This window comes from Streptomyces antarcticus, from assembly GCF_026627255.1.
Classification (GTDB): domain Bacteria; phylum Actinomycetota; class Actinomycetes; order Streptomycetales; family Streptomycetaceae; genus Streptomyces; species Streptomyces antarcticus.
Window position 1 is genome coordinate 1 of record NZ_JAPNLM010000054.1, and the last position, 23,459, is coordinate 23,459.

General features: G+C 73.4%; 21 protein-coding genes and 2 pseudogenes. 10 read left to right on the forward strand and 13 right to left on the reverse strand.

The genetic code is table 11. The features are described 5' to 3' along the window. Nucleotides 1-167: 167 nt before the first annotated feature. Entirely contained in the window at nucleotides 168-608 is a 441-nt protein-coding gene (locus OTB16_RS37975; protein WP_267727314.1) for a hypothetical protein, read from the reverse strand. Nucleotides 609-851: 243 nt separating this feature from the next. On the opposite strand from OTB16_RS37975, the gene OTB16_RS37980 reads away from it, so the two are divergent. Further along, on the forward strand, nucleotides 852-2,081 hold the full coding sequence (locus OTB16_RS37980) for a sensor histidine kinase (RefSeq protein WP_267727316.1): 1,230 nt from the start codon (nucleotides 852-854) through the stop codon (nucleotides 2,079-2,081). A gap of 134 nt (nucleotides 2,082-2,215) precedes the next feature. Here OTB16_RS37980 and OTB16_RS37985 read toward each other — a convergent pair whose 3' ends face one another. Further along, nucleotides 2,216-2,719, reverse strand: a complete 504-nt coding sequence (locus OTB16_RS37985; RefSeq protein WP_267727318.1) for a hypothetical protein — start codon at nucleotides 2,717-2,719, stop codon at nucleotides 2,216-2,218. Between the two features lie 353 nt (nucleotides 2,720-3,072). On the opposite strand from OTB16_RS37985, the pseudogene OTB16_RS37990 reads away from it, so the two are divergent. Both OTB16_RS37990 and OTB16_RS37995 read left to right on the forward strand, forming a co-directional pair. Beyond that, nucleotides 3,073-3,673, forward strand: a pseudogene (locus tag OTB16_RS37990) (hypothetical protein). A gap of 323 nt (nucleotides 3,674-3,996) precedes the next feature. After that, on the forward strand, nucleotides 3,997-4,371 hold the full coding sequence (locus OTB16_RS37995; protein ID WP_267727319.1) for a toxin Doc: 375 nt from the start codon (nucleotides 3,997-3,999) through the stop codon (nucleotides 4,369-4,371). A gap of 154 nt (nucleotides 4,372-4,525) precedes the next feature. Here OTB16_RS37995 and OTB16_RS38000 read toward each other — a convergent pair whose 3' ends face one another. The 9 genes from OTB16_RS38000 to OTB16_RS38040 form a co-directional block, all read right to left on the reverse strand. Next, complete coding sequence (locus OTB16_RS38000) at nucleotides 4,526-4,903, reverse strand: hypothetical protein (RefSeq protein WP_267727321.1); 378 nt, start codon at nucleotides 4,901-4,903, stop codon at nucleotides 4,526-4,528. 331 nt (nucleotides 4,904-5,234) lie between these two features. Next, a complete protein-coding gene (locus tag OTB16_RS38005) occupies nucleotides 5,235-6,161 on the reverse strand; it encodes a MurR/RpiR family transcriptional regulator (RefSeq protein WP_267727323.1) in 927 nt (308 codons plus the stop codon). 197 nt (nucleotides 6,162-6,358) lie between these two features. Continuing rightward, on the reverse strand, nucleotides 6,359-6,691 hold the full coding sequence (locus OTB16_RS38010; protein ID WP_267727325.1) for a TcmI family type II polyketide cyclase: 333 nt from the start codon (nucleotides 6,689-6,691) through the stop codon (nucleotides 6,359-6,361). A 45-nt stretch (nucleotides 6,692-6,736) separates the two neighbouring features. Next, entirely contained in the window at nucleotides 6,737-7,216 is a 480-nt protein-coding gene (locus OTB16_RS38015) for an SRPBCC family protein (RefSeq protein WP_267727327.1), read from the reverse strand. Between the two features lies 1 nt (nucleotide 7,217). Beyond that, nucleotides 7,218-7,472, reverse strand: a complete 255-nt coding sequence (locus OTB16_RS38020) for an acyl carrier protein (protein WP_267727329.1) — start codon at nucleotides 7,470-7,472, stop codon at nucleotides 7,218-7,220. Nucleotides 7,473-7,510: 38 nt separating this feature from the next. Continuing rightward, on the reverse strand, nucleotides 7,511-8,749 hold the full coding sequence (locus OTB16_RS38025) for a beta-ketoacyl synthase N-terminal-like domain-containing protein (RefSeq protein ID WP_267727331.1): 1,239 nt from the start codon (nucleotides 8,747-8,749) through the stop codon (nucleotides 7,511-7,513). Then, entirely contained in the window at nucleotides 8,746-10,017 is a 1,272-nt protein-coding gene (locus OTB16_RS38030; RefSeq protein WP_267727333.1) for a beta-ketoacyl-[acyl-carrier-protein] synthase family protein, read from the reverse strand. Before OTB16_RS38030 ends, OTB16_RS38025 begins: the two co-directional genes overlap by 4 nt. Then, nucleotides 10,014-10,457 (reverse strand): cupin domain-containing protein, encoded by a 444-nt coding sequence (locus OTB16_RS38035; RefSeq protein ID WP_267727335.1) that lies wholly within the window; start codon nucleotides 10,455-10,457, stop codon nucleotides 10,014-10,016. Before OTB16_RS38035 ends, OTB16_RS38030 begins: the two co-directional genes overlap by 4 nt. A gap of 64 nt (nucleotides 10,458-10,521) precedes the next feature. After that, nucleotides 10,522-11,619, reverse strand: a complete 1,098-nt coding sequence (locus OTB16_RS38040) for a SchA/CurD-like domain-containing protein (protein WP_267727337.1) — start codon at nucleotides 11,617-11,619, stop codon at nucleotides 10,522-10,524. Between the two features lie 277 nt (nucleotides 11,620-11,896). On the opposite strand from OTB16_RS38040, the gene OTB16_RS38045 reads away from it, so the two are divergent. Next, nucleotides 11,897-13,528 carry an FAD-dependent oxidoreductase gene (locus tag OTB16_RS38045; RefSeq protein ID WP_267727339.1) on the forward strand — a complete coding sequence of 544 codons (1,632 nt, stop codon included), beginning with the start codon at nucleotides 11,897-11,899 and terminating at the stop codon, nucleotides 13,526-13,528. Between the two features lie 50 nt (nucleotides 13,529-13,578). Here OTB16_RS38045 and OTB16_RS38050 read toward each other — a convergent pair whose 3' ends face one another. Beyond that, a complete protein-coding gene (locus OTB16_RS38050; protein ID WP_267727341.1) occupies nucleotides 13,579-13,890 on the reverse strand; it encodes an acyl-CoA carboxylase epsilon subunit in 312 nt (103 codons plus the stop codon). 335 nt (nucleotides 13,891-14,225) lie between these two features. On the opposite strand from OTB16_RS38050, the gene OTB16_RS38055 reads away from it, so the two are divergent. The 4 genes from OTB16_RS38055 (at nucleotide 14,226) to OTB16_RS38070 (ending at nucleotide 18,992) form a co-directional block, all read left to right on the forward strand. Continuing rightward, a complete protein-coding gene (locus OTB16_RS38055; protein WP_267727343.1) occupies nucleotides 14,226-14,444 on the forward strand; it encodes a hypothetical protein in 219 nt (72 codons plus the stop codon). Nucleotides 14,445-14,826: 382 nt separating this feature from the next. Beyond that, the gene (locus OTB16_RS38060; RefSeq protein WP_267727345.1) at nucleotides 14,827-16,257 is read left to right on the forward strand and encodes a glycoside hydrolase family 16 protein; all 1,431 of its coding nucleotides are present in this window, start codon (nucleotides 14,827-14,829) and stop codon (nucleotides 16,255-16,257) included. Between the two features lie 20 nt (nucleotides 16,258-16,277). Beyond that, entirely contained in the window at nucleotides 16,278-17,822 is a 1,545-nt protein-coding gene (locus tag OTB16_RS38065; RefSeq protein ID WP_267727347.1) for a glycoside hydrolase family 64 protein, read from the forward strand. Between the two features lie 93 nt (nucleotides 17,823-17,915). After that, nucleotides 17,916-18,992: a LacI family DNA-binding transcriptional regulator gene (locus OTB16_RS38070; RefSeq protein WP_267727349.1), complete on the forward strand. Its 1,077-nt coding sequence runs from the start codon at nucleotides 17,916-17,918 to the stop codon at nucleotides 18,990-18,992. A 251-nt stretch (nucleotides 18,993-19,243) separates the two neighbouring features. Here the strand turns inward: OTB16_RS38070 and OTB16_RS38075 are convergent. After that, nucleotides 19,244-20,197: pseudogene (locus tag OTB16_RS38075) on the reverse strand (TerC family protein); the annotation flags it as partial. Nucleotides 20,198-20,328: 131 nt separating this feature from the next. On the opposite strand from OTB16_RS38075, the gene OTB16_RS38080 reads away from it, so the two are divergent. Both OTB16_RS38080 and OTB16_RS38085 read left to right on the forward strand, forming a co-directional pair. Then, nucleotides 20,329-20,853 carry a hypothetical protein gene (locus OTB16_RS38080; RefSeq protein ID WP_267727351.1) on the forward strand — a complete coding sequence of 175 codons (525 nt, stop codon included), beginning with the start codon at nucleotides 20,329-20,331 and terminating at the stop codon, nucleotides 20,851-20,853. A 392-nt stretch (nucleotides 20,854-21,245) separates the two neighbouring features. Continuing rightward, nucleotides 21,246-23,117 carry a glyoxal oxidase gene (locus OTB16_RS38085; RefSeq protein WP_267727353.1) on the forward strand — a complete coding sequence of 624 codons (1,872 nt, stop codon included), beginning with the start codon at nucleotides 21,246-21,248 and terminating at the stop codon, nucleotides 23,115-23,117. Nucleotides 23,118-23,459: the final 342 nt, after the last annotated feature.

Consider the following 23,459-nt stretch of genomic DNA (forward strand, 5'->3'; position numbering starts at 1 on the left):
ATCCCGTCCGTACGGGATGCCCGGCGCGGCGGAGGCGGGACCTCGAACGAGCCCCGCCCCGCCCCGCCCCGCCCCGCCCTGCCCTGCCCTGCCCTGCCCCGCCCTGCCCTGCCCTGCCCTGCCCTGCCCTGCCCTGCCCTGCCCTGCCCTGCCCTGCCGGACAGCTGCTACAGCACGCCGGTCCTGCCGGCGACGTACAGGCCGATGAGCCCTGCCACGCAGGCCACGACCAGCCAGGAGACGAGGCCGGTGTGCCGGCCGCGCCCGCCCCCTGACCGGCGGGGCCGCCGGTCGCGCCGCGCGGCCGGGCGGGACGGGCCGGGCGCGGTCTCCGCCAGCAGCCTGCGGCAGACCGCCGCGAGTGCGGTCGTGCCGGCGGAAAGGCTGGCGACCGCCTCGGTGCGGGCCGGTGCGGTCGTACCGCCGTCCAGTATCCGGCCGGCCCGCAGGAGCACCTCGTCGCGCCCGGCGCCGGTGGACAGGCTGATCCACCGCTCGACGTGCTCCCCCCGGATGACGACGCACCCCGTACGGTCGCGGTAGACGGTGTGCTCCCGCCACAACACGTCCGCCAACTCGTCTGCGGTCTCCCGCAGTTTCGCGTTCATCCAAGCCCCCGCTTCACTTCGATTCAAACAAGCACGGGACTCTATCCCCGGTCCCCCGCCGTGCCGAAGGCGGGGTCAATCGGGGCGGGGCACCACGGGCCGGAGGGCCGGGAGGCGGGGGGCCGGGGGCCGGGGGCCGGGGGCCGGGGGATGTTCCGCCTTCGCGTACTACCTGGGGTGGATGCCGCAGACGCTACGCAGGGGTGACGCCGGTGACGGCGGGCGAGGTCTAGCGTGGCGGGTATGGGAGAGCAGCGTGAGCGCCTCGGATCTCCGTGGCGGCGATGGGTGGAGCGGACCGGGCGGGGCCCGGCCTGGCGCTCGGCGCTGTTCGTCGCCGTCCTGGCGCAGCTCGGGGCGGGGTGGGCGGGGCAGGCACAGACCGGCCGGGTCACGCTGGACTGGTTCGGCCGGCTCCTGCTGCTGCTCGGGCCCGCGCTGCTCGTCCTGCGCCACCGGTACCCGGTGGCCGTGGCCTTCGGCGTCTGCGCCGTCACCCTGACCTACCTCGGAGCGGGGTTCCCCTACGGTCCCGAGTTCCTCAGTCTCGGCGTGGCCTGCTTCGCGGCCGTCGTCGCCGGACACCGGTGGGCGGCCTGGGGCGCCGTCGGGCTGGTCTGTGCCGGGCACCTGCTGATCGGGCACTGGCTCTACCGGTGGCTTCCGCCCCCCGGCGACGGCCCGGCATCCTGGACCCGGGACGTGGGCGCCGTCGCGTGGATCCTCGCCGTCCTCGCGGTGTTCGAGCTGGTGCGCGTACGGCGGGAGCAGTGGTCGCACGAGCGGGCCGCGCGTGTGGCGGCCGAGCGGATGCGGGTTGACGAGGCGCGGCTGCGCATCGCCCGGGAGCTGCACGACGTCCTGGCCCACAGCATCTCGGTGATCAACGTGCAGGCCGGGGTGGGGTTGGCCCTCCTCGACACCGATCCCGAACAGGCCCGTACGGCCCTGACCACCATCAAGGAGGCCGGCAAGGAGGCACTGGGCGAGGTCCGGCTGGTCCTCGACACCTTGCGCGACCCGGGCGAGGCGCCGCGGGCGCCCGCCCCCGGGCTCGACCGGATCCCCGAGCTCGTCGAACAGGCCGCGGCGGCCGGGCTCGCCGTGGAGGTGACGGCCGAGGGGACGGCCCGGACCCTGCCACCGGGCGTGGACCTCGCCGCGTTCCGCATCGTCCAGGAGGCGCTGACCAACGTCGTACGGCATTCGGGCGCACGTTCCGCGTGCGTCCGCCTGGCCTGGCGGTCGCGTGCGCTGGCCGTGCGGGTGGAGGACGACGGCCCGTCCTCGGGCGGTCCCGCGGAAGGTTCCCCGGACGGCGGTGGCAACGGCCTGGTCGGCATGCGCGAACGGGTGACGGCCCTCGGCGGCACCCTGGAGACGGGCCCGCGGCCGGGGGGCGGGTACGCGGTGTCCGTGACACTGCCGCTGGAGGCCGTCATACCCCGGGAGGACCAGTGGCCCCCGGCCTGACGACGCGGTCCGCCGCGGCGGCGCCCGCCAGGCCCCGAACCGGTACACGGCGGACAACCGCGAACCCGCCCCCGCGGACCAAGGCGCCGGGGGCCGTGGGCCGGGGCCGCTGACTCTCCGGACCGCGCGGCGGCTCAGGCAGGGCGGGCCACGGACCGGGCGATTGCGGACGCGGGGACGCGGAAGGTCGCGGGGTCGGGGTAGGTGGCCCTCTCCGCGCGGACGACTTCCTCGACCGCCTCCCGGAACTCGGGATCGAAGAGGTCCACGGTCAGCAGGAGCCGCAGCCCCCGTACAGTCGGTTCGAGCAGCGGGCGGGCCATGCGGGAGCCGCCGACGGAGACGCCGGTGAATCCCTTGCGGACCGCCTCGATCCGGCCGCCCACCGGGTCCTCGAGACCGGCCGCCGCGTACCCGACGATCAGCGCGAGATCCGCGAGGTGCCTGCGCGCACCGCGGGCCATCTCCTCGGCGCCCTGGAGCGTCTGGACCGGGCCGCCCGCCACCTTGAAGTCGTCTCCGGTCCGCTTGGGACCGCGCGCCCCGTACACGGCGAGGGCGTCCTCGAAGAGCCGACCCGCCTCGTCGACGGCCTTCATCGCCGCCACCAGTTCATCGATGCCGATCTCGCGCTCCACGCTGCCTCCTGGTCCGGAACTGTGCTGCACCGACCGTAGGAGGCAAAGGGTCCGGTATGGAACACCTTTGCGGTAGCCAGATCATGCTGTTTTCGGCCAGAGCCTGAGACCGGACCGTTCACCGTGCGCGAGCGCGCCCGGAACGGGGACGCCGTCGCCCGACGGCCGTCGCGCGTCGCGGGCGGCGCGGAAGCCCGCGCGGCGTACGGATGACCCCTTCGCCCTCGCATCGCGCTGACCACCGTGGACGCCCCGAGGGCCCGTTCGTTCGGCTCCGGAGCCGCCGGAGCGGCGGCGTGGGCGCCGAGCGGCGGCGCGTCCCCGCCCGCGCCCCGGGCCGTCGGACGACCAAGATCACGGAAAGCGGGTTTCGGCCACCTCTCGGGCCCGGTGGGCAGCGCCGTGCCGCGGAGCCGCGCCGCGGAGCCGCGCCGGATGTCCCGGCCGCTGGGCCGCCCCCGCCCCCCGCCGCGCCCGCCGTCGCCGTCACCTACGCGGGAACCGTGGCGCTCAGCAACTGTTCCGGTTCCGTCGTCCGCGCGCCCGCCTCCCAGCCGAACGACCCCGCGCTGGTGTTGTCCAACGGGCACTGTCTGGAGGCCGGCTTCCCGGCGGCCGGCGAGGTCGTCAAGGACCGTCCCTCCACCCGCTCGTTCTCCCTGCTCAACGCGTCGGGCTCCGAGGTCGTCACCCTGCGGGCGAGCAAGATCTCGTACGCGACGATGACCGACACGGACCTGTCGCAGCGGCGAGGTCGTCGCCGTGAACAACACGGGCAACGAGAACGGCGGCCGCCGCACCGACAACAACCCGTGTGAGGTGGACGAGAGCGGAAGGGTGACGGTCCGCAGAGGCATCAACTACGCGCAGCAGACGTACACCGTCGTCCCGTGCACAGGCCCCGGCAACGTGATCGACCTGAACCGCCCCGGCTGCGTCCTGCCGAGGCCGTAGCGTTCCCGCGCCGCCCCGCGCGTCACCCCGCGGGGCGACGCGCGGTCCACGGAAGCCGCCAAAAGCCGCCGGGAACCGTCCAGAACCTCCGGGAACGGTCAGGACCCGGCGGCAAGGACCAGACCGGCCGCGTAGTGCGGGCAGGCCCTGCTGTGCCAGGTCACCGTGAACCGCCCCTCCGCGGCCGGACCCGAAACGGCTCCGGCGCGGGGCGCGGACGTGGATACTCGGGGGATGGCCGAGACCACCGTCACCCCGCACGCCGCCCTCCCCCCACGCGCCGGCGCCACCGGCCGTCCGGGCTCCCGGGCGGCGTGAGGCGCGTGGAACTGCACATCGACCACCGCTGGCTGCTGGAGCGTCAGGAGGCCCTCTTCAAGGACGTGGAGGTCGCCGACCACTCCGCGCTCGTCGCGGCCGTCGCCCGGCACCGGGTGAACACCCCCAGCCTGCACGTGGACGACCCCGACGCCTACTGGCGGGCGGCGGCGCTCCTGGAGGCGATCGTCCTGCTGCGGCCACTCCCCGACCACAACGAGTACTTCGCGTACGGGGTGGCCGTCGCCTACGTCGACGCCTCGGGCGGCGGGACGGTCGACGCCCCGTACGAGCAGTGGCGCGAGCTCGTCACCGACATCCGGCTGCTGCGCGTGAGCGTCTTCGACGTGGCGGACCGCCTGCGCTCCTGGCGGACGTGAGCCGCGCGTGAGCCGGTCGGGGGGACGACCCGAAGTGCGCCCCGGGGGACGATCTGTGGTCCGCCGGGGTCCGCACCCGGATCCCGCCCGGGCCGCCGGGCTCCCGGACGGATCCCGCCCGGGCGGCGGGATCCGGGAGGCGCCACGGGATCCGTCAGCGCTTGGGCCGCGCGGCCCTCAGTGCCTCGTCGACGAGGCGGACGCCGCGGGCGAGGCGGCTGAGCTGCTCGAGCTCCACCGCGTACATCCTGATGGTGTTCTCGATGACGGACTCGGCCACGCCCAGCGTGGGCAGCTCGGCCCGGCTGGTCTGGAGCGCCACGCGGACCGCGCGTATCTCGTGCTGGAGCTGGAGCTGCACGTGCCGGACGAGGATCGCGTGGTGGCGGTTCAGCGTCAGGTAGCTGCCGTAGCGGGCCGGGAGGAGGTCCCTGAGCCAGCGGGATGCCGTGCGTTCCCAGTCGTGGGTCCCGGGGGCCTTGACCTGCAGGGGCCAGTCCGGGCTGCGCGTGATGGTGGCGGTCTGGGGCATTCTCGTCACTTCCGAGGGGTGTCGAACTCTGATCGAGACGTGCGGGGTGGGACGTACGGGTGGGCGGCCTCGGCCCAGGGGTTGACCGAGGCCGCCGGGGCGCTCGGCGGGATCCGTAAGCCTGGACTCGGCACCCGGGGCCGCGACCTGAGGAGGTTCGTCGTGCCGGGTGTCTCTTCAGGAGGGCGTGGGGACGCCTTCCTTGGCATCTGGTGGATCCGGAGCGCCGCCGCCAGTAAACATATATACCGTCGAGTAAGCAAGCGTATGAAAAATTTCATGCACCGGTAGGTTTGAATATTCCCGGTGGTCAGATAGCCGTGACCGGCTGCTACAGGAAGAATCCGTGCTGGTCGGCGACCTGCTCGTAGCTTTCGAGGCGTGCCTGCGTGCGCTCCGGGTCGGCGTCGGCCATGGCCTGGAGCAGGGCCGCCGAAAGCATCCCGGGCGCCGCGTACGAGTCGAACACCAGGCGCGATCCGGTCCCCGCGGTCAGCGACACGTCCGCTTCATCCACCAGGGGCCCCAGCGTGGGGTCCGTGATCAGCACCACGCGCAGCCCCGTGCTGCGGGCCGCCCGGATCGCGGCCAGGGTCTCCTTGGCGTGCCGCGGCATGGCGAAGGCCAGGACCCAGGTCCCGCCGGCCGCCCGGGACTGGAGGAGGGCGTCGAAGGCGACGCTGCCGCCGCGGGTCACCAGCCGTACGTCGGGGTGGATGCGCCGGGCCGCGTACGCGAAGTACTCCGCCAGGGAGACCGAGATCCGCAGCCCGAGCACGGTCAGCGGCACCGAGGCCGCCAGTTCGCGGCCGATGTCGAGGACCTGGTTGGTGTCGGCGAGCAGCCGGCGCACGTTCTCCAGGTTCTCGATCTCGGCGTCGACGGCCGCCTGGAGCTCGTTGCGGCGGATCTGCTCGCGGAGGTCCGGGGACCCGGCCACCGCGCTCAGCGCGATCGGCTGGAGCACGTCCCGCAGGGCGGGGTAGCCGCTGAACCCGAGGGACGCGGCGAAGCGGGTCACCGAGGGCTGGCTGACGCCGACCCGCTCGGCGAGCTCGGTGATCGACAGGAACGCGGCCTCGGTGAGGTGGTCGATCAGGTACTGCGCGATCCGGCGCTGCCCCGGGGAGAGCCGGTGGCCGTCGAAGAGCGCGAGGAGCCGGTCCGCGGGGGGCTTCCCCCGCTCCGGTCCCGGCGGCTGCCGGCCGCTCGGCGTGATCGCGGCCGCCTGTGCGCGTGCCTGCTGCCCCGATGACACCGGCGGGCCTCCTTCTCATGTCACTCGCGTTCAAACATAGCTCACGCCCTGTGGTCGCCGACGCGCCGGACGGCCCCGTACGGGCGCCGGCGGCCGCCCCGGCTCCGGTTGCCGCCCGGCTCCGCGGACCGGCCGGGCCACCACGCGCGGCGGGACCCGCACACGAGGGTGTGCGGGTCCCGTCCGTACCGCTCGGTTCACTTCGCGGCGGTGTTCTCCCAGCGGTAGAACTCGTGGGCCATGGCGTCCTTCGGGCTGCGCCACGTGTCCGGGTTGTGCGGGCTGATGTAGGCGGTGAGCCGGTCGCTGAGGTCCCGGAACTCCGGGTGTTCGGTGACCTGCGCGATGGCCGGGCCGGGCGGCCGCTCGGACTCGATCAGGTGCAGGTACACGTCGCCGAACTGGAACAGGCTGCGGCGCGAGACCCCGACCAGGTGCGGGAGCTCCCCCGCGTCCGAGCCGGAGAACAGCTCGGCGATGTCGGGGGCCGATCCCGGCGCCATGCGGGCGACGATGAGAGCGCGGTGCATCCGGTGGGTTGCCTTTCGCTTCAGGGGCCGATCACAGCGGACGGATCACCGGCGGCTGACGGCGGGAACACCGGCCTCGCTCGCGCGCTGCTCGATCTTGTCCCGGATGAGTGCCATCTGGACCTTGGAGTTGCGGTTGATGTTGTCGGTCATCCACGCGTCGTCGACAGGGGCCTCCGGCTTCATCGCGAAGTCCTGGGTCCACTTCATCCGGGTGCCGCCGCCGGGCACCTCGTCGTACTGCCAGTGGATGTCCATGTGCGCGAAGGGGCCGGTCTCGACCCGGCGGGCGCGCACGCTGCGGGCGGCGCGGTCGACGGTGCGCTCCGAGACCCAGCTCCACACGGTGCCGTTCTCGTCGGGGTGCATCGTGAGGCGGAACCGGGTGGTGTCCCCCTCCTCTTCGAGGATCTCCAGCGCGGCGTACTCGCTGAACAGCTGCGGCCAGCCGGGGAGGTCGTTGGTCACCTCCCACACCAGGTCGAGGGGCGCGTTGACGGTGATCTCGTTCTCGGTGTGTGCCATCTCAGGCTCCTGTCATGAGGCTGTTGTTGACGAGGTCGAGGAACTCGCCGGGGGTCTTGCAGCGGTCGGCGTCGGTGGGCAGCGCCCGTCCGCGCCGGTTCTCCAGCTCGCCGACGATCCCGAGCAGGCCCAGCGAGTCCAGGCCGTACGAGTCGAAGGCCGAATCGGGGCGGGTCGCCATCTCGGTGGGGTCGACGGTGATGCCGGCGGTCTTCATCAGGACCGCCAGCTCCTCCATGGTCAGTCGGTCGGACATGGTGGCGTCTCTCTTCCTGTGAGGGGACTGCTGGCTCGCTACGCGGGCGCCGAGGGGCCCTTGCGCACGACGAGCGCGGAGTTCGAGCCCATCCGGCCGCGGCTGAGGATGAGCGCGGTCCGCAGCTCCGCGGGGCGGGCGCCGCCGGTCACCACGTCGAGGTCGTGGCACACGTCGAAGACGTTCGGGGTCGGGGGGACCACGCCGTGCTCCAGTGCCAGGACCGCCGCGGCGGTGTCCAGGGCGGGCGCCGCGCAGTACGCCCTGCCCGTACCGCTCTTGGGCGCTGTGACGGGCACCCTGCGGCCGTGTCCGCCGAGGGCGTCGGCGAGGGCCGCCGCCTCGGCCGCGTCGGCCTGAGGTGTCCCCAGGGCGTCGGCGAAGACCACGTCGATCTCCTCGGGGGCACAGCCGGCCTCCCGCAGTGCGCCGCGGATGGCGTGGGCCAGGCCCTCGCCGGCCTCGTCGGGCCGGCGGGTACCGGTGAAGGTAGCGGCGTGGCCGGCCAGTACGGCGCGCACGGTGGCTCCGCGCGCGAGTGCCGCCTCCTCGTCCTCGACGACGAACATCGCGCCGCCCTCGGCGGGTACGTAGCCGCAGGCGCCGGCGGTGAAGGGACGGTAGGCGCGCTCGGGGTCGTCCCGGGTGCTCAGCCCCTCGTACTCCAGCTGGCAGACGATGGAGTACGGCGCGAGCGGTGCCTCCGTCGCGCCGGCCAGCATCGCCCGGCTGCCCCGGCGGATGCCCCGGACGGCGTGCGCGAAGGCGTCGAGCCCGCCTGCCTCGTCGCTGGCGACGACCCCGCAGGGGCCCTTGAGGCCGCGGCGGATGGAGATCTGGCCGGTGCTCGCGGCGTAGAACCAGGCGATCGACTGGTACGGGCCGACGAAGCGCGGGCCCTGCTCCCAGAGGTGCTGGAGCTCGCGCTGGCCGAACTCGCCGCCGCCGGAGCCGGCGGCAGTGACGACGCCGATGGAGAACGGCTCGTCCTCGTAGTCGGCCCGGCCGAGCCGGGCGTCCTCCAGGGCGAGGTCGGCCGCGGCGAGCGCGTGGTGGGTGAACCGGTCCGTCTGTACGAGGAACCGGTCCTCGACCATCGCGCCGGGGTCAAAGCCCCGCACCTCGCCCGCGACGCGCAGCGGCAGGTGCTCGCATCCGGGCCGGGTGACGCGGTCCAGGACGCTGATGCCGGACTGGGTGGCCTTCCAGAAGGCGTCGGCGCCGATGCCGTTGGGCGCGACGACCCCGATGCCGGTGATGACCGTACGGCTGCTCACGAGACCTCCTCCTTCGGCCGGCTCATGACCACGGCGGACTGGAACCCGCCGAAGCCGCTGCCGACCGAGAGCACGCTGCGCAGCGTGCGGCTGCGGGCGGTGCGGGGCACGTAGTCGAGATCGCACTCGGGGTCCGGCGTCTCGTAGTTCGCCGTCGGCGGGACCACCTGGTGGGTGATGGCGAGGACGCAGGCGGCGAGTTCGATCGCCCCGATGGCGCCGAGGGAATGGCCCACCATCGACTTGATGGAGGTCATCGGCGTCTTGTACGCGTGGTCTCCCAGGACCCTCTTGACGGCCGCCGTCTCGTGACGGTCGTTCTGCTTGGTCCCGGAGCCGTGCGCGTTGACGTAGTCGATGTCGGAGGGGGATATGCGCGCCTGGGCCAGGGCCGTCTCGATCGCGCGGGCCATCTCCAGGCCCTCGGTGGTCAGCCCGGTCATGTGGTGGGCGTTGCCGAAGGTGGAGTAACCGCCGATCTCGCAGTACACGGTCGCGCCGCGGGCGCGGGCGTGTTCCAGCTCCTCCAGGACGAGGACGGCGCCGCCCTCGCCGAGGACGAATCCGTCCCGGTCTGCGTCGAAGGGCCGGGAGGCGTGGGCCGGGTCGTCGTTGTTGGGGGAGGTCGCCTTGATGGCGTCGAAACAGGCCACCGTGATGGGCGAGACGGGTGAGTCGGAGGCGCCGGCGATGCAGACGTCCATCCGGCCCTCCTCGATGGAGTGGACGGCGTACCCGATGGCGTCGAGCCCGGAGGTGCAGCCGGTGGAGACGGTCTGCACCGGGCCGCGCGCACCCGTCTGCTCCGCGACGGCGGAGGCGAGGGTGGCGGGCGTGAACGCCCGGTGCAGGAAGGGGCTGGCGAGCTTGTGGTCGACGTCCCACCAGGCGCCGGACTGGCTCACGGCCACGTAGTCGTGCTCCAGGCGGGTGGTTCCGCCGACGGCGGTGCCGAGGGAGACCCCGGTCCGCCAGGCTTCGTCGGTGGTGAGGTCGAGACCGGAGTCCCGGACCGCCTCGCGGGCGGCGACCAGGGCGAACTGGATGTACCGGTCGGCCCGGGCCGCCTCGCCCTCGGTGAGGCCGTGCGCGGCGGGGTCGAAGTCGACCTCGGCGGCTATCCGGGAGCGGAACCCGGCCGGGTCGAAGAGGGTGATGGCGCGGGTCGCCGTGCGTCCGTTGGACAGCAGGTCCCAGAAGGCGGTGACGCCGATCCCGCCGGGGGCGACGACGCCGACCCCGGTGACCGCCACCCGGCGGCGCGTCATGAGACCACCCCGGTACGGTCCGGGGGCTGCTCCCAGGCGGTGCTCTCCGGGTGCGGTGCCTCCTCGGTGTCCACGTGTCCGAGCTCCGGACGCGGGGCGAGCGGGCCGAGGTGGAAGACCATCCGGGCCTCGGTGTCGCCGACGTTGCGGAAGCGGTGGCGGACGTTCAGCGGGACGAGGAGCCCCTGGTCGGTGCGCAGCGGGTGGGCCTCGCCGTCGAGGTCCACCTCCAGGTGCCCGGCGACCACGTAGACGAACTCCTCGGAGTACGGGTGGTAGTGCTCGGCGATCGACTCCCCGGGGGCCATCACGGCCAGACCCATGAAGCCGCTGGTGGACCCCACCGAGGTGGGGGTGAGCACCGCCCGGAGATCGCCTCCGCGCCTGCGGTTGGGCGGCGTCTCGCTCAGGTCCACGATGCGTGGGTGCTTTCTGGTCATGACGGGTTCCTCCTGGCGTGTGGGAAGCCTGGACGAGGCTGGGAGTGGGCTGGACCGGGGGGGGTCAGGACCGCGCGGGTGCCCGGCGGTCGGTGACCAGGTTCATCGTGCGGTGCGCAGCGCCGGCCCGCTCGGCGGGTACGTCCGTCAGCCGGGCCAGCACCGCCGCCTTGCGGGGGTCCTGGATCCCGTAGGCCGCGTCGGGCTCCGCGCCCTGCGGTCCGCGCACGTCGACCAGGCGCACGACGATGTCGTCGCGCTGGAAGATGCTGCTGCTGCGCACGGGGCTCCCTGCGCCGTCCGCGGCGGCCTCGTCCTGCCGGGCGAGGAACTTGGCGAGGGCCGGGCCGCAGCCGGGCTTCGCCGGGTAGAACAGCGCGTGCCGCCGTACGTCGGCGCTCTCCGGTTCCCCGGCGGCGATGTGGTGGACCGCGGGGAGGGCGGCGCGCATGAAGAACATGCGGGCGGACTCCGGATCGTTGAGGTTGCGGTCCTTCTCCAGGTGCGGGTTGAGCGCCTCTTCCGCCGCCCGGACCCCGGGCTGTTCGGATACGTGGCGCAGCGCCGCCATCAGGTCGCCCTGGACCTCCACCGTGCGCACGACGCGGTTGCCGTGCATGAAGAGCGAGGTCCGGCAGAGCCTGGTGTGGTCGTCGACCCGGGCCTCCGGCGAGGCGTAGCTCGACAGGATGGAGGCGACCTCCTCCTCGCTGCCCGGCTTGACGGTGAAGGTGAGGGCGTGGCGCACGATGCCCGCGCCCAGCCGGGGGACGGGCTGGAGCCGGGCCGAGGCAGGCCGGGCCGCCTGGTCGTAGCCGCGTCCCGTCTCGCGCAGGACGGTGAACTTGAGCGGGCGCATGGCGCGGGCGCAGGCGCCCAGCGGCTTCACCTGTTCGGCGTGGTGCTCGCTGTTCACCCAGGCGAGGTACTGGGGGGCGCTCTCCCACTCGCTGGTGATGAGCCACTGCGAGGGGTTCTCGAAGGACTGGCACAGCTGGTCGCTGATGTGGCCGGGGACCGACGCGATGTCGTGGCGGAGCTTCTCGTACGCCTCGAAGAACTGCTGCTGGGTCCCCTCGTGGAGGTCCATCAGGAGGACGACCCGGAGCATGGAGCCGTCGAAGGCTGACTGCGACACCCGTTCGGACAGGGTGGTTGTCATCTACTCACTCCTTCATGAGGGGGTGGAGATCCAGCGCGTACGGACCCCTCGTCCGTCACCGGTGGCGGTCTCCCGGGCCGGTGGGCCGCCCCGTTCGGGAAGGGCGGGCCGGGCGCGTCTCAGGGGGATCCGCTGTCGCTCATCGTCATCCGAGAGGGGACGTACCGCTACATGTCCGGATCAAGCGGGTGACAACCGGCGAATCAACTGGGCCTGATCTTGGATCGGGGGCATAAAGACTCCACTCCCCCACACAGAAAACAGGAGCCCGCAGCTTATGGAAGACAAAGCCGATGTTCGCGTACCGGTTCTCGTCGTGGGCGGCTCTCTCGTGGGCCTGTCCACCTCCCTGTTCCTGAGCCGCCACGGAGTGCGGCACCTGCTGGTCGAGAAACACTCCGGCACCTCCGCGCACCCGCGCGGCCGGGGCATCAACGCCCGGACGATGGAGCTGTTCCGTACGGCGGGAGCCGAGAGCGCGATCCGCCGGGCGGCGTCCGTACTGGACGGCAACCAGGGCATTCTGCAGACCGAGTCACTGACCGGTGACAACCACAAGTGGCTGGTCAAGGCCATCGACCCGTCCGGGGCGCTCCGGCGTTTCAGCCCGACCGGGTGGTGCCTGTGCAGCCAGAACAACATCGAGCCGGTGCTGGCCTCGCAGAGCCGCGCGCAGGGCGCCGACGTGCGGTTCTCCACCGAGCTGATGAGCTTCGACCAGGACGCGACGGGGGTGAGCGCCGTCGTGAAGGACCGGGAGACCGGCGAGCACACCACCGTGCGCGCCGACTTCCTGATCGCGGCGGACGGGCCCCGCAGCCCCGTCCGCGAGCAGCTGCGGATCCCCCAGACGGGTAACGGCGAGCTGTTCCACAACGTGAGCGTCACCTTCCGCTCGGAGCGGCTCGCCGAGGCGCTGGGCGACCTGCGGTTCATCGTCTGCTACCTGATGCGGCCCGGAGCCGACGGGGCACTGCTGCCGGTCGACAACGACAAGCAGTGGGTGTTCCACGCCCCGTGGCACCCCGACCGGGGCGAGACCCTGGAGGACTTCACCGACGAGCGCTGCGTGGCCCAGATCCGCAACGCGATCGGCGTACCGGACCTGGACGTGGAGATCGGCGGCAAGGCGCCGTGGCACGCGGCCGAACGGGTGGCGCAGCGGTACTCGTCCGGGCGGGTGTTCCTCGCCGGGGACGCGGCCCACGAGATGTCCCCCACGGGGGCGTTCGGCTCCAACACCGGCATTCAGGACGCGCACAACCTGGCCTGGAAGATCGCGGCGGTGCTGGACGGATCGGCCGGGATCGAGCTGCTCGACACGTACGAGGCCGAGCGGCTGCCGGTGGCCCGGGCCACGAGCGAGCGCGCCTCGGCCCGTTCGGCGGAACACAGCCACCCGGGGTACGCGCCCCCGCCCACCATGGGCGGCGGGCCGGGCAGCGGGGTCCTCACCACTGCGATGGGCTACAGCTACCCGCAGGGCGCGGTCGTCGGGGGCGACCCCGGCCGGCCGATCATCCCGGAGGCGCTGCGCCTGACGGGTGACACGGGCACCCGGGCCCCGCACCTGTGGGTGACCCGGGCGGGCGAGCGCGTGTCCACGCTGGACCTGTACGAGCGGTCCTTCGTGCTGCTCAGCGGATCCGGAACGCCGTGGCGCGAGGCCGCCGAGGCGGTGGGCGGGCAGCTGTCGGTGCGGCTGGACGCGTACGCGTTCGGCTCCGGGCGCGACGCCGATCTGATCCCGGAGGGCGACGCCGACTGGGCCGCGGCCCACGAGCTGACGGCCGAGGGAGCCGTACTCGTACGGCCGGACGGGTTCGTCGCGTGGCGGTCGGAGGGCTCGGTCGCCGATCCCCGGGCGGTGCTGCTCGAAGTCATGTCTACGGTGCTGCGCCGGGCGTGACGACCTCGCTCTCCCTTCCGCCGGCCGTGCGCGCGGCCGGCGGAAGGGGTTCAGCGGCAGGCCCAGCAGCCCGCCCAGCAGCCGGTGTTCGCCCGGGCGGGGCGGCGGGCGCCCTGTCCGGGGCCCGCTCCCTTCGCCCTGGCCGCGTCGCGCTCGCGGCCGGTCCGGCGCGCGTAGCAGGCGACCACGACCGCGATGGCGGCCAGTTCCTCGGGGGCGGCCAGGCCCCTCTCCACCCGGATCAGACTCGCGATCGGGGCCAGTGTGGCCACCGGGACTATCGGGGCGGTCGCGGCGGTCGGAGCGGTCGGGGCGGTCGGGGCGGTCGGGGCGGTCGGGGCGGTCGCGGCATCCTTCGGCATCGGCACGGCCTCTCGTACGGGGGCTGCCCGTGTGCCCGGTCGGTGCGCGAGGGGCGGACCTGCTCGGCGCTGACGCGGGCGGCGCACGGGTGGCGCGGCGCGCTGACGGGAGGTGTTCCGCGCAAGCGAACCGGCCGGCGGATTCTTGTCGGGTCACCCGGACTCCTGACGCGACCGACGCTACAAGCGCGGGGCGCACCCGGCACTCCGGCGTGGCACGCCCCCCGGCCCCCCGGGCGGGGTGCGCGGCGCAACCCGCCGGCCCGGCCGGAGGTCCCGATGTCCCCGGCGGCCCGGGCGTTAGCCGGTGCCGCACTCGAGAAGGCGGGCCCGTCATGAGCGGACACCAGACCCTGCTCTGCCGGGGATGTTCCGGCCATCTGTACGCCGTGTGCACCACGGACCGGGCCGGCGGGAACGCGGCCGGCCAGTGGGAGGTGGACCACGAGACACCGGTGGTCTGCCCGTTGGAAGGGCTGCTGCCCCTGACGGGAACGGCCACGGCGGTCCACGATCTCCCCGGCGCCGACGAGGTGCTCTGGCCGCCGGAGTGAGCCGGTCGCGGCGGGTTGGGCCGCACGGGTGACGGCCACCGGCACCGCACGGCGGTCGGGTGCTGCCGGGACGGCGGCCGGGCGGTGCCGGGCGAGCGGCCGGGCGGGCGGTGCAAACGGTGGTAGCGGGACGGCGGCCGGGCGGCGGGCGCCGGCCGCCCGGCACCGGCTCCCCCGGGGACGGCCGGCCCGGCGAGCGTTCAACGGTTGAACTCCCCCGCCGGCCACGCCCTTGCCCGGCGCGATGTCTTGACGCCCTCAGGGCGGGGGAGCACAGTGGCAGCGGCACCGCTTGAGAGCGCTCTCAAGGCGGCGCGCCCATCGCTCCCCCGCCTCTGAACCTCCCCCACCGGCGCCTCGCGGCGCCTCAGAGAGGGCATCCATGCGTCTGACATCCGACAGCCGGCGACCCACCGCCCGACGGGCCCGCGAGGCCGCACTGGCCGCCGTAGCCGTGATCGCCGCCGCCGCGGCGTTGACCCTGCCGGCGGGCGCCGCGGCTCCGCCCGCCCCCGCGGGCTGGTCCCAGGTGTTCCTGGACGACTTCGACGGGGCCGCGGGCTCCGGCGTGAACACCGCGAACTGGCAGTACACCACCGGCACGAGCTACCCCGGCGGCCCCGGGGGCTTCGGCACCGGGGAGATCGAGACGATGACCGCCGACCCCGCGAACGTCTCCCTCGACGGCGCGGGCAACCTCCGCATCACCCCCAGACGGGACGCGGCCGGCAACTGGACCTCGGGCCGCATAGAGACCCGACGGGCCGACTTCGAACCCCCGGCGGGCGGCCGGATGCGCACCGAGGCGCGCATCCAGATGCCGAACGTGACGGGCCCGGCGGCGAAGGGCTACTGGCCGGCGTTCTGGATGCTCGGCGCGCCCTACCGCGGCAACTGGTGGAACTGGCCGGGCGTGGGCGAGCTCGACATCCTGGAGAACGTCCAGGGCATCAACCAGGTCTGGGCCACGATGCACTGCGGCACCAGCCCGGGCGGCCCCTGCAACGAGAAGTCCGGCATCGGCGGCCAGACCGTCTGCCCCGGGACCAGCTGCCAGTCCGGATTCCACACGTACGCGGTGGAGTGGGACAGGTCGGCCGCGGTGGAGGAGATGCGCTTCTACGTCGACGGCGTCAACTACCACACCGTACGGGCGAACCAGGTGGACGCGGCGACCTGGACCAACGCGACCGACCACGGCTACTTCATCATCCTGAACGTGGCGATGGGCGGCGAGTTCCCGGCGGCCTTCGGCGGCGGGCCCGACGCCGGCACCCAGCCGGGCCACCCCATGGTCGTCGACTACGTGACGGTCCTGCGCTCGACCGGCGCCACGACCCCGCCCACCACTCCCCCGACCGTCCCCCCGACGACTCCCCCCACCACGCCGCCTCCGGGCCACCGGGACGCGTACGCCACGATCCAGGCGGAGTCCCACGACGGCCAGGCCGGCGTGGCGCACGAGACCACCGCCGACGCGGGCGGCGGCCAGGACCTGACGGCGATCGGCAACGGTGACTGGGCCGTCTACGAGGGCGTGGACTTCGGCGCCACCCCCGCCAGGCAGTTCCTCGGCCGGGTCGCGAGCGGCGCCGCCGGCGGGATCAGCGGCCTCGTCGAGGTCCGCCTCGGCAGCCGGACCGCCCCGCCGGTCGGCAGCTTCTCGGTGGCGAACACCGGCGGCTGGCAGAACTGGCGGACCGTACCGGCCAACATCACATCCGTCACCGGCACCCACGACGTCTACCTGACCTTCACCAGCGGCCAGCCCTCCGACTTCGTCAACGTCAACTGGTTCGGCTTCGGCCACTGACCCGAGCGGGGAGGACCCTGATGAACACCGCACGCGCCACCCACCGGAGCGGCCCGCTCCGACCGCTCCGGCGGCTTCGCCCGCTCCGTCAACTACTTTTGTTCGGGGCGCTGTTCGCAACCCTGGCCGGTTCCCTCCTGGTCGTCCCGGCCACGGGCCGGGCCGCCGGGCCCGACTACACCCAGGGCGTCACCGGTCAGGGCACGGGGGCGGTCCGGTTCGACTTCGCCCCGGCCGCTCCGGCCGCCCTGGTCGACGTCCACTACCTGCCGGGCGGCGGCCTGGGCCAGCAGAACCTCCGCATGACGAACGCCGGCGGCACCTGGCAGCGGACCGTCACCGGCCTGACCCCCGGAACCGCCCTCCCGTACTGGTTCACGTACGAGAAGGGCGGCACGCTCCTCGGCACCCCCCGCTACACCCACACGGTCGGCGGCACGGGAGGCGGGGGCGGGGGCGGGACGGGCAGCTTCCCCATCACCTTCGAGAACAACACCCGTGGTGCGTACGCCGACACGCAGGTCTTCATCACCGTCCTCGGCCAGGTGACCCCCGGCCAGTGGTCGTACATGAGGCCCGACGGTTCCATGGCCCGCATCAGCCACCTCGACGCCACGGCCCCGGGCCACCTGGTCAAACGCGGCGTCAGCTATCCCAACATGTCCTTCACCCTCGCCCAGGTAGGCGGGACCGTGCCGTCGCCGCCCTCGATCCGCGGCGGCCGGATCTACCTCTCCCTCGGCTCCCCCGTATATCTCCCCGTCTCTCCGGACGACCAGGGCTGGGGCGGCCCCGACCCGCGCAACCCGGACGACCCCAACAACGACGTCCACTACGACTGGTACGAGTACACCTACGTCCACGGGCAGGTGCCCTTCGGCGGGAACACCACCCAGGTCGATCAGTTCGGCTTCCCGATGACCTCGCGGCTGCGCCAGGCCTCCAGCGGCCACGACACCACCCAGGGCATCGCCCTCGACCGCGCCGAGGTCATGCGGCGGTACGCGGCCTCCGTCGGCGCCGCTTTCAAGCCGTTGCAGAACTCCTACCGGATCGTGGCGCCGCGCTCGTCGGACCTCTTCCAGCCCGGCGGAGAGCGGCAGCACCACCTCACCGCCGCCATCGACCAGGCCTGGGCCCGGTACACCTCCCATCCCTTCACGCTGACCCGCCTCGGCGAGACCTTCTCCGGGCGGGTCACCGGCTCCGACCTCGTCTTCACCAAGAACGGCGCGGGCCCCTTCACCCTGCACAAGCCGACCTCCCCGGACGTGATGGCCTGCTCCGGCGCCATGGCGACGGGCAACGACACCGAGAAGCAGCTGGGTGCCGAGTTCTGCGCCGCCTTCCACCGGGGCGTCGCCCTGGACACCGCCGCCTGGTACACGCCGTCGGCGTACTACGGCGGGGCGGCGAAGAACGACTATTCCGCCTTCTTCCACTCCGTGGGCCTCGGCGGGCGGGCGTACGGCTTCCCCTACGACGACGTCAACGACCAGTCCTCCGTGCAGATCCTCGGCAACGCCGACCCTCCGACCGGCCTGACCCTGGGCATCGGCTGGTGACCGACCGGTACGGCCGGGGCGCCCCGGCCGTACCGGTTACCCTGCTGTCCGGCGAGGCGAGGCGAGCGCCCGTGGACAACAGGAGGAGCATCCGTGCCCGAACACCGTCCCGGGAACCGCCCCACCCTGGAGGCGGTCGCCGCGCGTGCCGGGGTGTCCCGCGCCACCGCCTCCCGCGTCGTCAACGGCGGCGACGGGGTCCGCACGCGGTTGGCGGACAAGGTGCGCGAGGCCATCCGGGACCTGGGGTACGTGCCCAATCCCGCCGCCCGGACCCTGGTCACCCGGCGCACCGGCGCCGTCGCGGTGATCATCGCTGAGCCGGAGATCCGGATCTTCTCCGACCCCTTCTTCTCCCGCCAGGTGCGCGGCATCAGCAAGGAACTGACCTCTCACGACACGCAGTTGGTGCTGCTGCTCGTGGAGGACCGCGGCGACTACGACCGCATCGACCGCTATCTGGCGGGGGGCCACGTGGACGGTGCGCTCGCGTTCTCCCTGCACACCGACGATCCGCTGCCCGCGATCACGCGCCGCATCGGGATGCCGACGGTCTACGGCGGCCGGCCGGGATGGACGGCCGGTCCCGGGGACCACGGGGACGTGACGTACGTGGACGCGGACAACCGCGGGGGCGCGCGCGACGCCGTACGGTACCTGCTGGCCCGGGGCCGGAAGCGGATCGCGCACATCGCCGGCCCCCTCGACCAGACGTCGGCGGCCGACCGGCTGAGCGGGTACCGGGACGTACTGCCGCGGGCCGACCCCGCGTTGATCGCCGAAGGCGACTTCACGGCGGCGGGCGGGGCCCGCGCGATGACGCGGCTGCTGGACGGCAATCCGGGGACCGCCGCGGGGACCCGCGCGGGGACCGACGCGATCGACGCGGTGTTCGCCGGGAACGACCTCATGGCGACGGGCGCGCTGCGGGTGCTGCGGGAGCGCGGGCTGACCGTTCCCGGGGACGTGGCGCTGGTCGGCTTCGACGACGCGGAACTCGTGGCGGAGGGCGCCGACCCGCCGCTGACGACCGTACGCCAGGACGTGGAAGGGATGGGACGGCTGATGGCCGGGCTGCTGCTGGGCATCCTGAACGGCGGCGCGGACGGGCGCCCCGCGCCCGGCCCGGTCATCACGGCGACCTCACTGGTCGAGCGCTCCTCGGCCTGAGGCCGCCTCCGCCTCCGCTACGACGCCCCGGGGGGTTTGCGACCGGGGTCCAGCCGGTAGCTGGCACAGTCGCGGTTCTGACAGGCACCCGGGCCCCACGTGGGAACAAAGACCCCGAGGTTCTTGTGGCGGTGGACCGCCGACGGTACGGACTGCTTGCAGGTCGGACACACGTAGGCGTCGACCGCACCCTTTGTCTTGACCATCTCTTTACGATAAACCCGAACCGGCTGGTCGGAAAGTCCTGGCTTGTCCGCCCCGCCCGGTCCCGCGGGGGGTGGCCTCCTGATGCTGAGCACCACGGAACCCGCCAGGACGACGACGATGACCGCGAGGCTGACCGGTGACGGGATCTCCGGGATGCCCGGGCTGATCATCTCGTGGGACGCCTGGAGGATGAGCTTGACACCGATGAAGGCGAGAATGACCGCCAGTCCCTTGCTCAGGTACTGGAAGCGGTCCAGGAGCCCCGCGAGCATGAAGTAGAGGGCCCGCAGGCCGAGGATGGCGAACGCGTTGCTGGTGTAGACGATGAACGCGTCGTCGCTGACCGCGAGGACGGCCGGCACGCTGTCGACGGCGAAGATCAGGTCCGCGGCCTCGATCGCGGCGACCACGGCGAGCAGCGGGGTCGCCATCCGCTTGCCGGCTTCCTTCACGAAGAACTTCGCCCCGGCGTACTCGTCGCTCACCGGGATGATCTTGCGGAGCATCCGTACGGCGAAGCTCTTGCCCGGGTCGAAGCTCTCCTCCTCGCCCTTGAGGAGCTTGTAGGCGCTGTAGAAGAGCACCGCCGCGAAGGCGAACAGCACGGCGGTGAACCGGCTGACCACGGCCACGCCGAGGGAGAGGAAGATGCCGCGGAAGACGAGGGCGCCGATGACACCGAAGAACAGCACGCGGTGCTGATAGGCACCGGGCACCTTGAAGTAAGCGAAGATCACGGCGAAGACGAACAGGTTGTCGACCGACAGGCTCTTCTCCAGCAACCAGGCCGTCGTGTACTCCGTGCCCGCGTCGGTCCCCAGGACGAGGAAGACGACCATGCCGAAGGTCAGCGCGAGGCCCACCCACAGGGCGCTCCAGGCGGCGGCCTCCTTGAAGCCGATGACGTGTGCGGTGCGGTGGGCCAGCAGGTCCACCGCCAGCGACACCACCACCGTCGCGGCGAACGCCCCCCACAGCCAGAGCGGGACCTCGAGCACGCCGAACACCCTCACCACGGCCCGCGCGTCGGGTACGCGGACCCTTCTACCGCAGTGTGCGGCATTACGCTCCCCCGGGCACGCGGAGCGACGGCCGGCGGCCGCTTCCGGCGCACCTGCGCGGCGTAGCCGTGGACCCGAAGGCCTTCGACGCGCTCCCGGGCGGCGGTTTCGTCCTCTCCGGCAGCGGCGGGCCGAACGCGCGGTCCGGCCAGATCTTCGGCCCCGACGGCCGCTCGCGGCGCCGGTACCCGCTGGGAACGCGGCTCACCCATCTGATCGCCGGCGGCCGGCCCGGCTTCTGGACCGGGTACGCCGTCGAGGGGGTGTACAGCGGCGACCGCGTCAGCGCGGGCGCGCTGGTCCGCTGGGGCAACGCGGGCGACTACGCCTGGGACCTGCGCCCTCCGGAGCCCCACCACGACGTGGCGGAGGTCAGCACGGTCAACGTCTCCGGCTCCGCGGTCCACGCCGTGTGCCGGCCCGGCGCACCGCTCGTGGAAACGGGGCCCGGCGGAACGCTCCGGATCCGCGACCTGCCGGTATCGAGACCGTGCGGCCTCGCGGTCCGCGGGGACCGGCTGCTCCTGCTCGGAGGGGCCGAGCGGGGTGTCGCCGGCCCCGCCGGGCGGACGCCGTCCACCATCTCCGGCTGAGGGGCGGGGAATCGGTCGTCGTCGGGCGCGCGGGCCTCGTCTTCCCGAACGGCGACCCCGTCCGACGCTACGCCCGCCCCGTCTGCCGGGGGCCGCACGTCTTCCTCCGCACCCTCCGCACGCTGCGGCAGTGGTGGGTGCTGACCCTGCCGCCGTCGGGGGACGGAGGGGGCGTCGAGGCCGGTGGCGCGGCGGACGGGAGCTGACGGGAACGGCGGGAACGCCGGAGAGAAACGATCAGTCGGACGGTTGCGGGCGGCCGGACGGCTCCGTGCCGCGTCGCATCGGTTCGATCGGCCCGGTTTCTCCTAGCATCGGCGCAGTCAATCCGATGTTCAGGGGCTCCGGAGCCGGCCGGCACGGTGCCGGAGCCTCCTGCGGTGAGGAGTTCCATGTCCCGCGCCCACCGGTCCGCCGCCGCGACGGTATGGCTGATCGCCTCCGCCCTGGCCCTCGGGGCGGCCCCCGCCCAGGCCCTCACCGTCCCCGGCGCGACGGCCCGCCACGACGGGCCCGCCCCCGACGGGCACCCCGCGCTCCGCGCCGAGGGCGCCGGTCCCGCGCCGAGAGCCGACGAGGCCGCCGTCCTCGGCGCGGAGCACGCCCGCACGCACGCACGGCTGCGGGAGGCGGCCAAGGGGACCCAGGGCTATCCGCAGGCGAAGCGCACGGCGAGCCTGGCCGCGCACGAGAAGTCCCAGCTCAAGGCGAACGAGGCGTTCGCGGCGGCGGAGTACGGCCGGTTCACGCGGTTCTTCCCCTCCCCCGACTTCGGGGTGCACGTGGCCCAGCTGCCCACGGGCAAGGTGCTGCTGTTCTCCTTCGAGCGGGTGGAGGCCGACCCCACGAAGGAGACCGGCCCCACCAGTACGGTGGGCCGGACGAACGCCGGCCGCGGCTACCTCTGGGACCCGGCCAGGGGGACCGGCGCGGACGCCTTCAAGAAGGTCGCGCCGCCCGTCGTCCTGATGCCCGACGGCGGCTACGCCCCGCGCCCCGCGCCGTTCTTCTGCGCCGGGCACGCCTACCTCCCCAACGGCATGGTCGGGGTCTTCGGCGGCAACGTCGGCGGGAAGGGCGGCAGCGGGGCGAAGCTCTCGTTCGTCTTCGACCCGTGGACCGAGAACTGGTATCGCAACCGGGACATGGCCGTCGGCCGCTGGTACCCCTCGGCCGTGACCGCGGCCGACGGCCGCCAGATCATCATGTCCGGCCAGTCCGAGCGCGGTACGGGCACCCCGACCCCGGTGGTGGAACGCTTCCCCGCGCTCAGGCACCCCGTCCCCCGGCGCCCGTTCGACATCCCGGTAAACCTCTCCGCCGAGCGGCTCCGTACCGACGCGCCGTTCCGCAACGACTACCCGCACCTGTTCTCGCTGCGCGACGGGATGATCTACGGCCTGGGGCGCGACGCCGACCAGCAGTGGCTGTTCGACCCGGTCAAGGAGGTGCGCACCGACCTCCCCCGCCGGCCCGCCGACTTCCGGGGGTACGGATCGGCCGTGCCGCTGCCGGCCGGTTTCCGCGGCCCGGACTCGGTGCTGGTCCTCGGGGGCGACCCGCGCGACCCGTACACGTACCGGCTGTCGGGCGGGCGCTGGACGACCGAGGCGCCGCGGGCGTTCGGGCGCACCCAGGACGACACGCTGATCCTGCCGGACGGGACGCTGCTCACCGTCAACGGCGCCCTCGACACCCGGGACTACGGCCACGGCCCCTTCAACCCCCGGGCCGACCCCAAGTACCGGCAGGTCGAGCTGCGGGACGCGGGCGGGCGGTGGCGGCTCGGACCGGCCCAGCGGCTGCCGCGCGGCTACCACTCCAACGCCCTGGTGATGCCGGACGGCCGGGTGATGGTCACCGGCGACGAGCTCCAGCAGATCGCCAACGACCCCGACATCGACGACGCGATGGACGGCAGCATCGAGCTGTACGAGCCCGCCTACCTGCACCGGGGCGGCCGCCCGGCGCTCGACCGGGCCCCGGCGCGCGAGCTCGGCCACGACGAGGCCTTCGAGGTGCTCAGCTCCACCCCGGCGGACGTGGCGCGGGCCGTGCTGCTGGCCCCGTCGACGGTGACGCACTCGGTGAACACCAGCCAGCGCCACCTGGAGCTCCGCCGCACCGGCACCCGCGGCACGGCGATCGGGCTCAGGACCCCGGCGACGGCGGCCGACGCCCCGCCCGGGTACTACATGCTGTTCCTGATCGACGCGAAAGGGGTCCCCAGCGCCGCGAAGTGGGTGAAGCTCGGCATCCGCTGACGTCGCGCCACCGAAGGGGCGGTCCGGCCGGCCTGCACCGCCGGCCCCCGGGGTCAGGGGCCCGTCGGCGGCTGAGTCTTCGCCGGCCACGTGGTGAGGAGTTCCTCCAGCCGGGCGGCCTGCCGCCGGCCCTGACCGGCGTGCTCCTCGGCCGGGCCGCCGCACGGCGTGTCCGGTCCGGGCGGCCACCCGTACGACCGGAGCGGGCCAGGCGTCTAGTGCGTTGTCCACGAACGTTGGCCGGGTCGGTCAGGCGGCTTGGGGCCGTGGTCGGCCCCAGCGCTGTTGGCGCTCGCTGCGGACCTTGGCGCGTTCGCGACGTTGGGCGGCCAGGACGTCGGG

What these genes read in the sequence shown, in the direction of transcription:
- OTB16_RS37975 (WP_267727314.1), bottom strand. Translation starts at nt 608, where the DNA reads ATGAACGCGAAACTGCGGGAGACCGCAGACGAGTTGGCGGACGTGTTG.
- OTB16_RS37980 (WP_267727316.1), top strand. Translation starts at nt 852, where the DNA reads ATGGGAGAGCAGCGTGAGCGCCTCGGATCTCCGTGGCGGCGATGGGTG.
- OTB16_RS38000 (WP_267727321.1), bottom strand. Translation starts at nt 4,903, where the DNA reads ATGCCCCAGACCGCCACCATCACGCGCAGCCCGGACTGGCCCCTGCAG.
- OTB16_RS38010 (WP_267727325.1), bottom strand. Translation starts at nt 6,691, where the DNA reads ATGCACCGCGCTCTCATCGTCGCCCGCATGGCGCCGGGATCGGCCCCC.
- OTB16_RS38015 (WP_267727327.1), bottom strand. Translation starts at nt 7,216, where the DNA reads ATGGCACACACCGAGAACGAGATCACCGTCAACGCGCCCCTCGACCTG.
- OTB16_RS38020 (WP_267727329.1), bottom strand. Translation starts at nt 7,472, where the DNA reads ATGTCCGACCGACTGACCATGGAGGAGCTGGCGGTCCTGATGAAGACC.
- OTB16_RS38030 (WP_267727333.1), bottom strand. Translation starts at nt 10,017, where the DNA reads ATGACGCGCCGCCGGGTGGCGGTCACCGGGGTCGGCGTCGTCGCCCCC.
- OTB16_RS38035 (WP_267727335.1), bottom strand. Translation starts at nt 10,457, where the DNA reads ATGACCAGAAAGCACCCACGCATCGTGGACCTGAGCGAGACGCCGCCC.
- OTB16_RS38040 (WP_267727337.1), bottom strand. Translation starts at nt 11,619, where the DNA reads ATGACAACCACCCTGTCCGAACGGGTGTCGCAGTCAGCCTTCGACGGC.
- OTB16_RS38045 (WP_267727339.1), top strand. Translation starts at nt 11,897, where the DNA reads ATGGAAGACAAAGCCGATGTTCGCGTACCGGTTCTCGTCGTGGGCGGC.
- OTB16_RS38050 (WP_267727341.1), bottom strand. Translation starts at nt 13,890, where the DNA reads ATGCCGAAGGATGCCGCGACCGCCCCGACCGCCCCGACCGCCCCGACC.
- OTB16_RS38055 (WP_267727343.1), top strand. Translation starts at nt 14,226, where the DNA reads ATGAGCGGACACCAGACCCTGCTCTGCCGGGGATGTTCCGGCCATCTG.
- OTB16_RS38060 (WP_267727345.1), top strand. Translation starts at nt 14,827, where the DNA reads ATGCGTCTGACATCCGACAGCCGGCGACCCACCGCCCGACGGGCCCGC.
- OTB16_RS38065 (WP_267727347.1), top strand. Translation starts at nt 16,278, where the DNA reads ATGAACACCGCACGCGCCACCCACCGGAGCGGCCCGCTCCGACCGCTC.
- OTB16_RS38085 (WP_267727353.1), top strand. Translation starts at nt 21,246, where the DNA reads ATGTCCCGCGCCCACCGGTCCGCCGCCGCGACGGTATGGCTGATCGCC.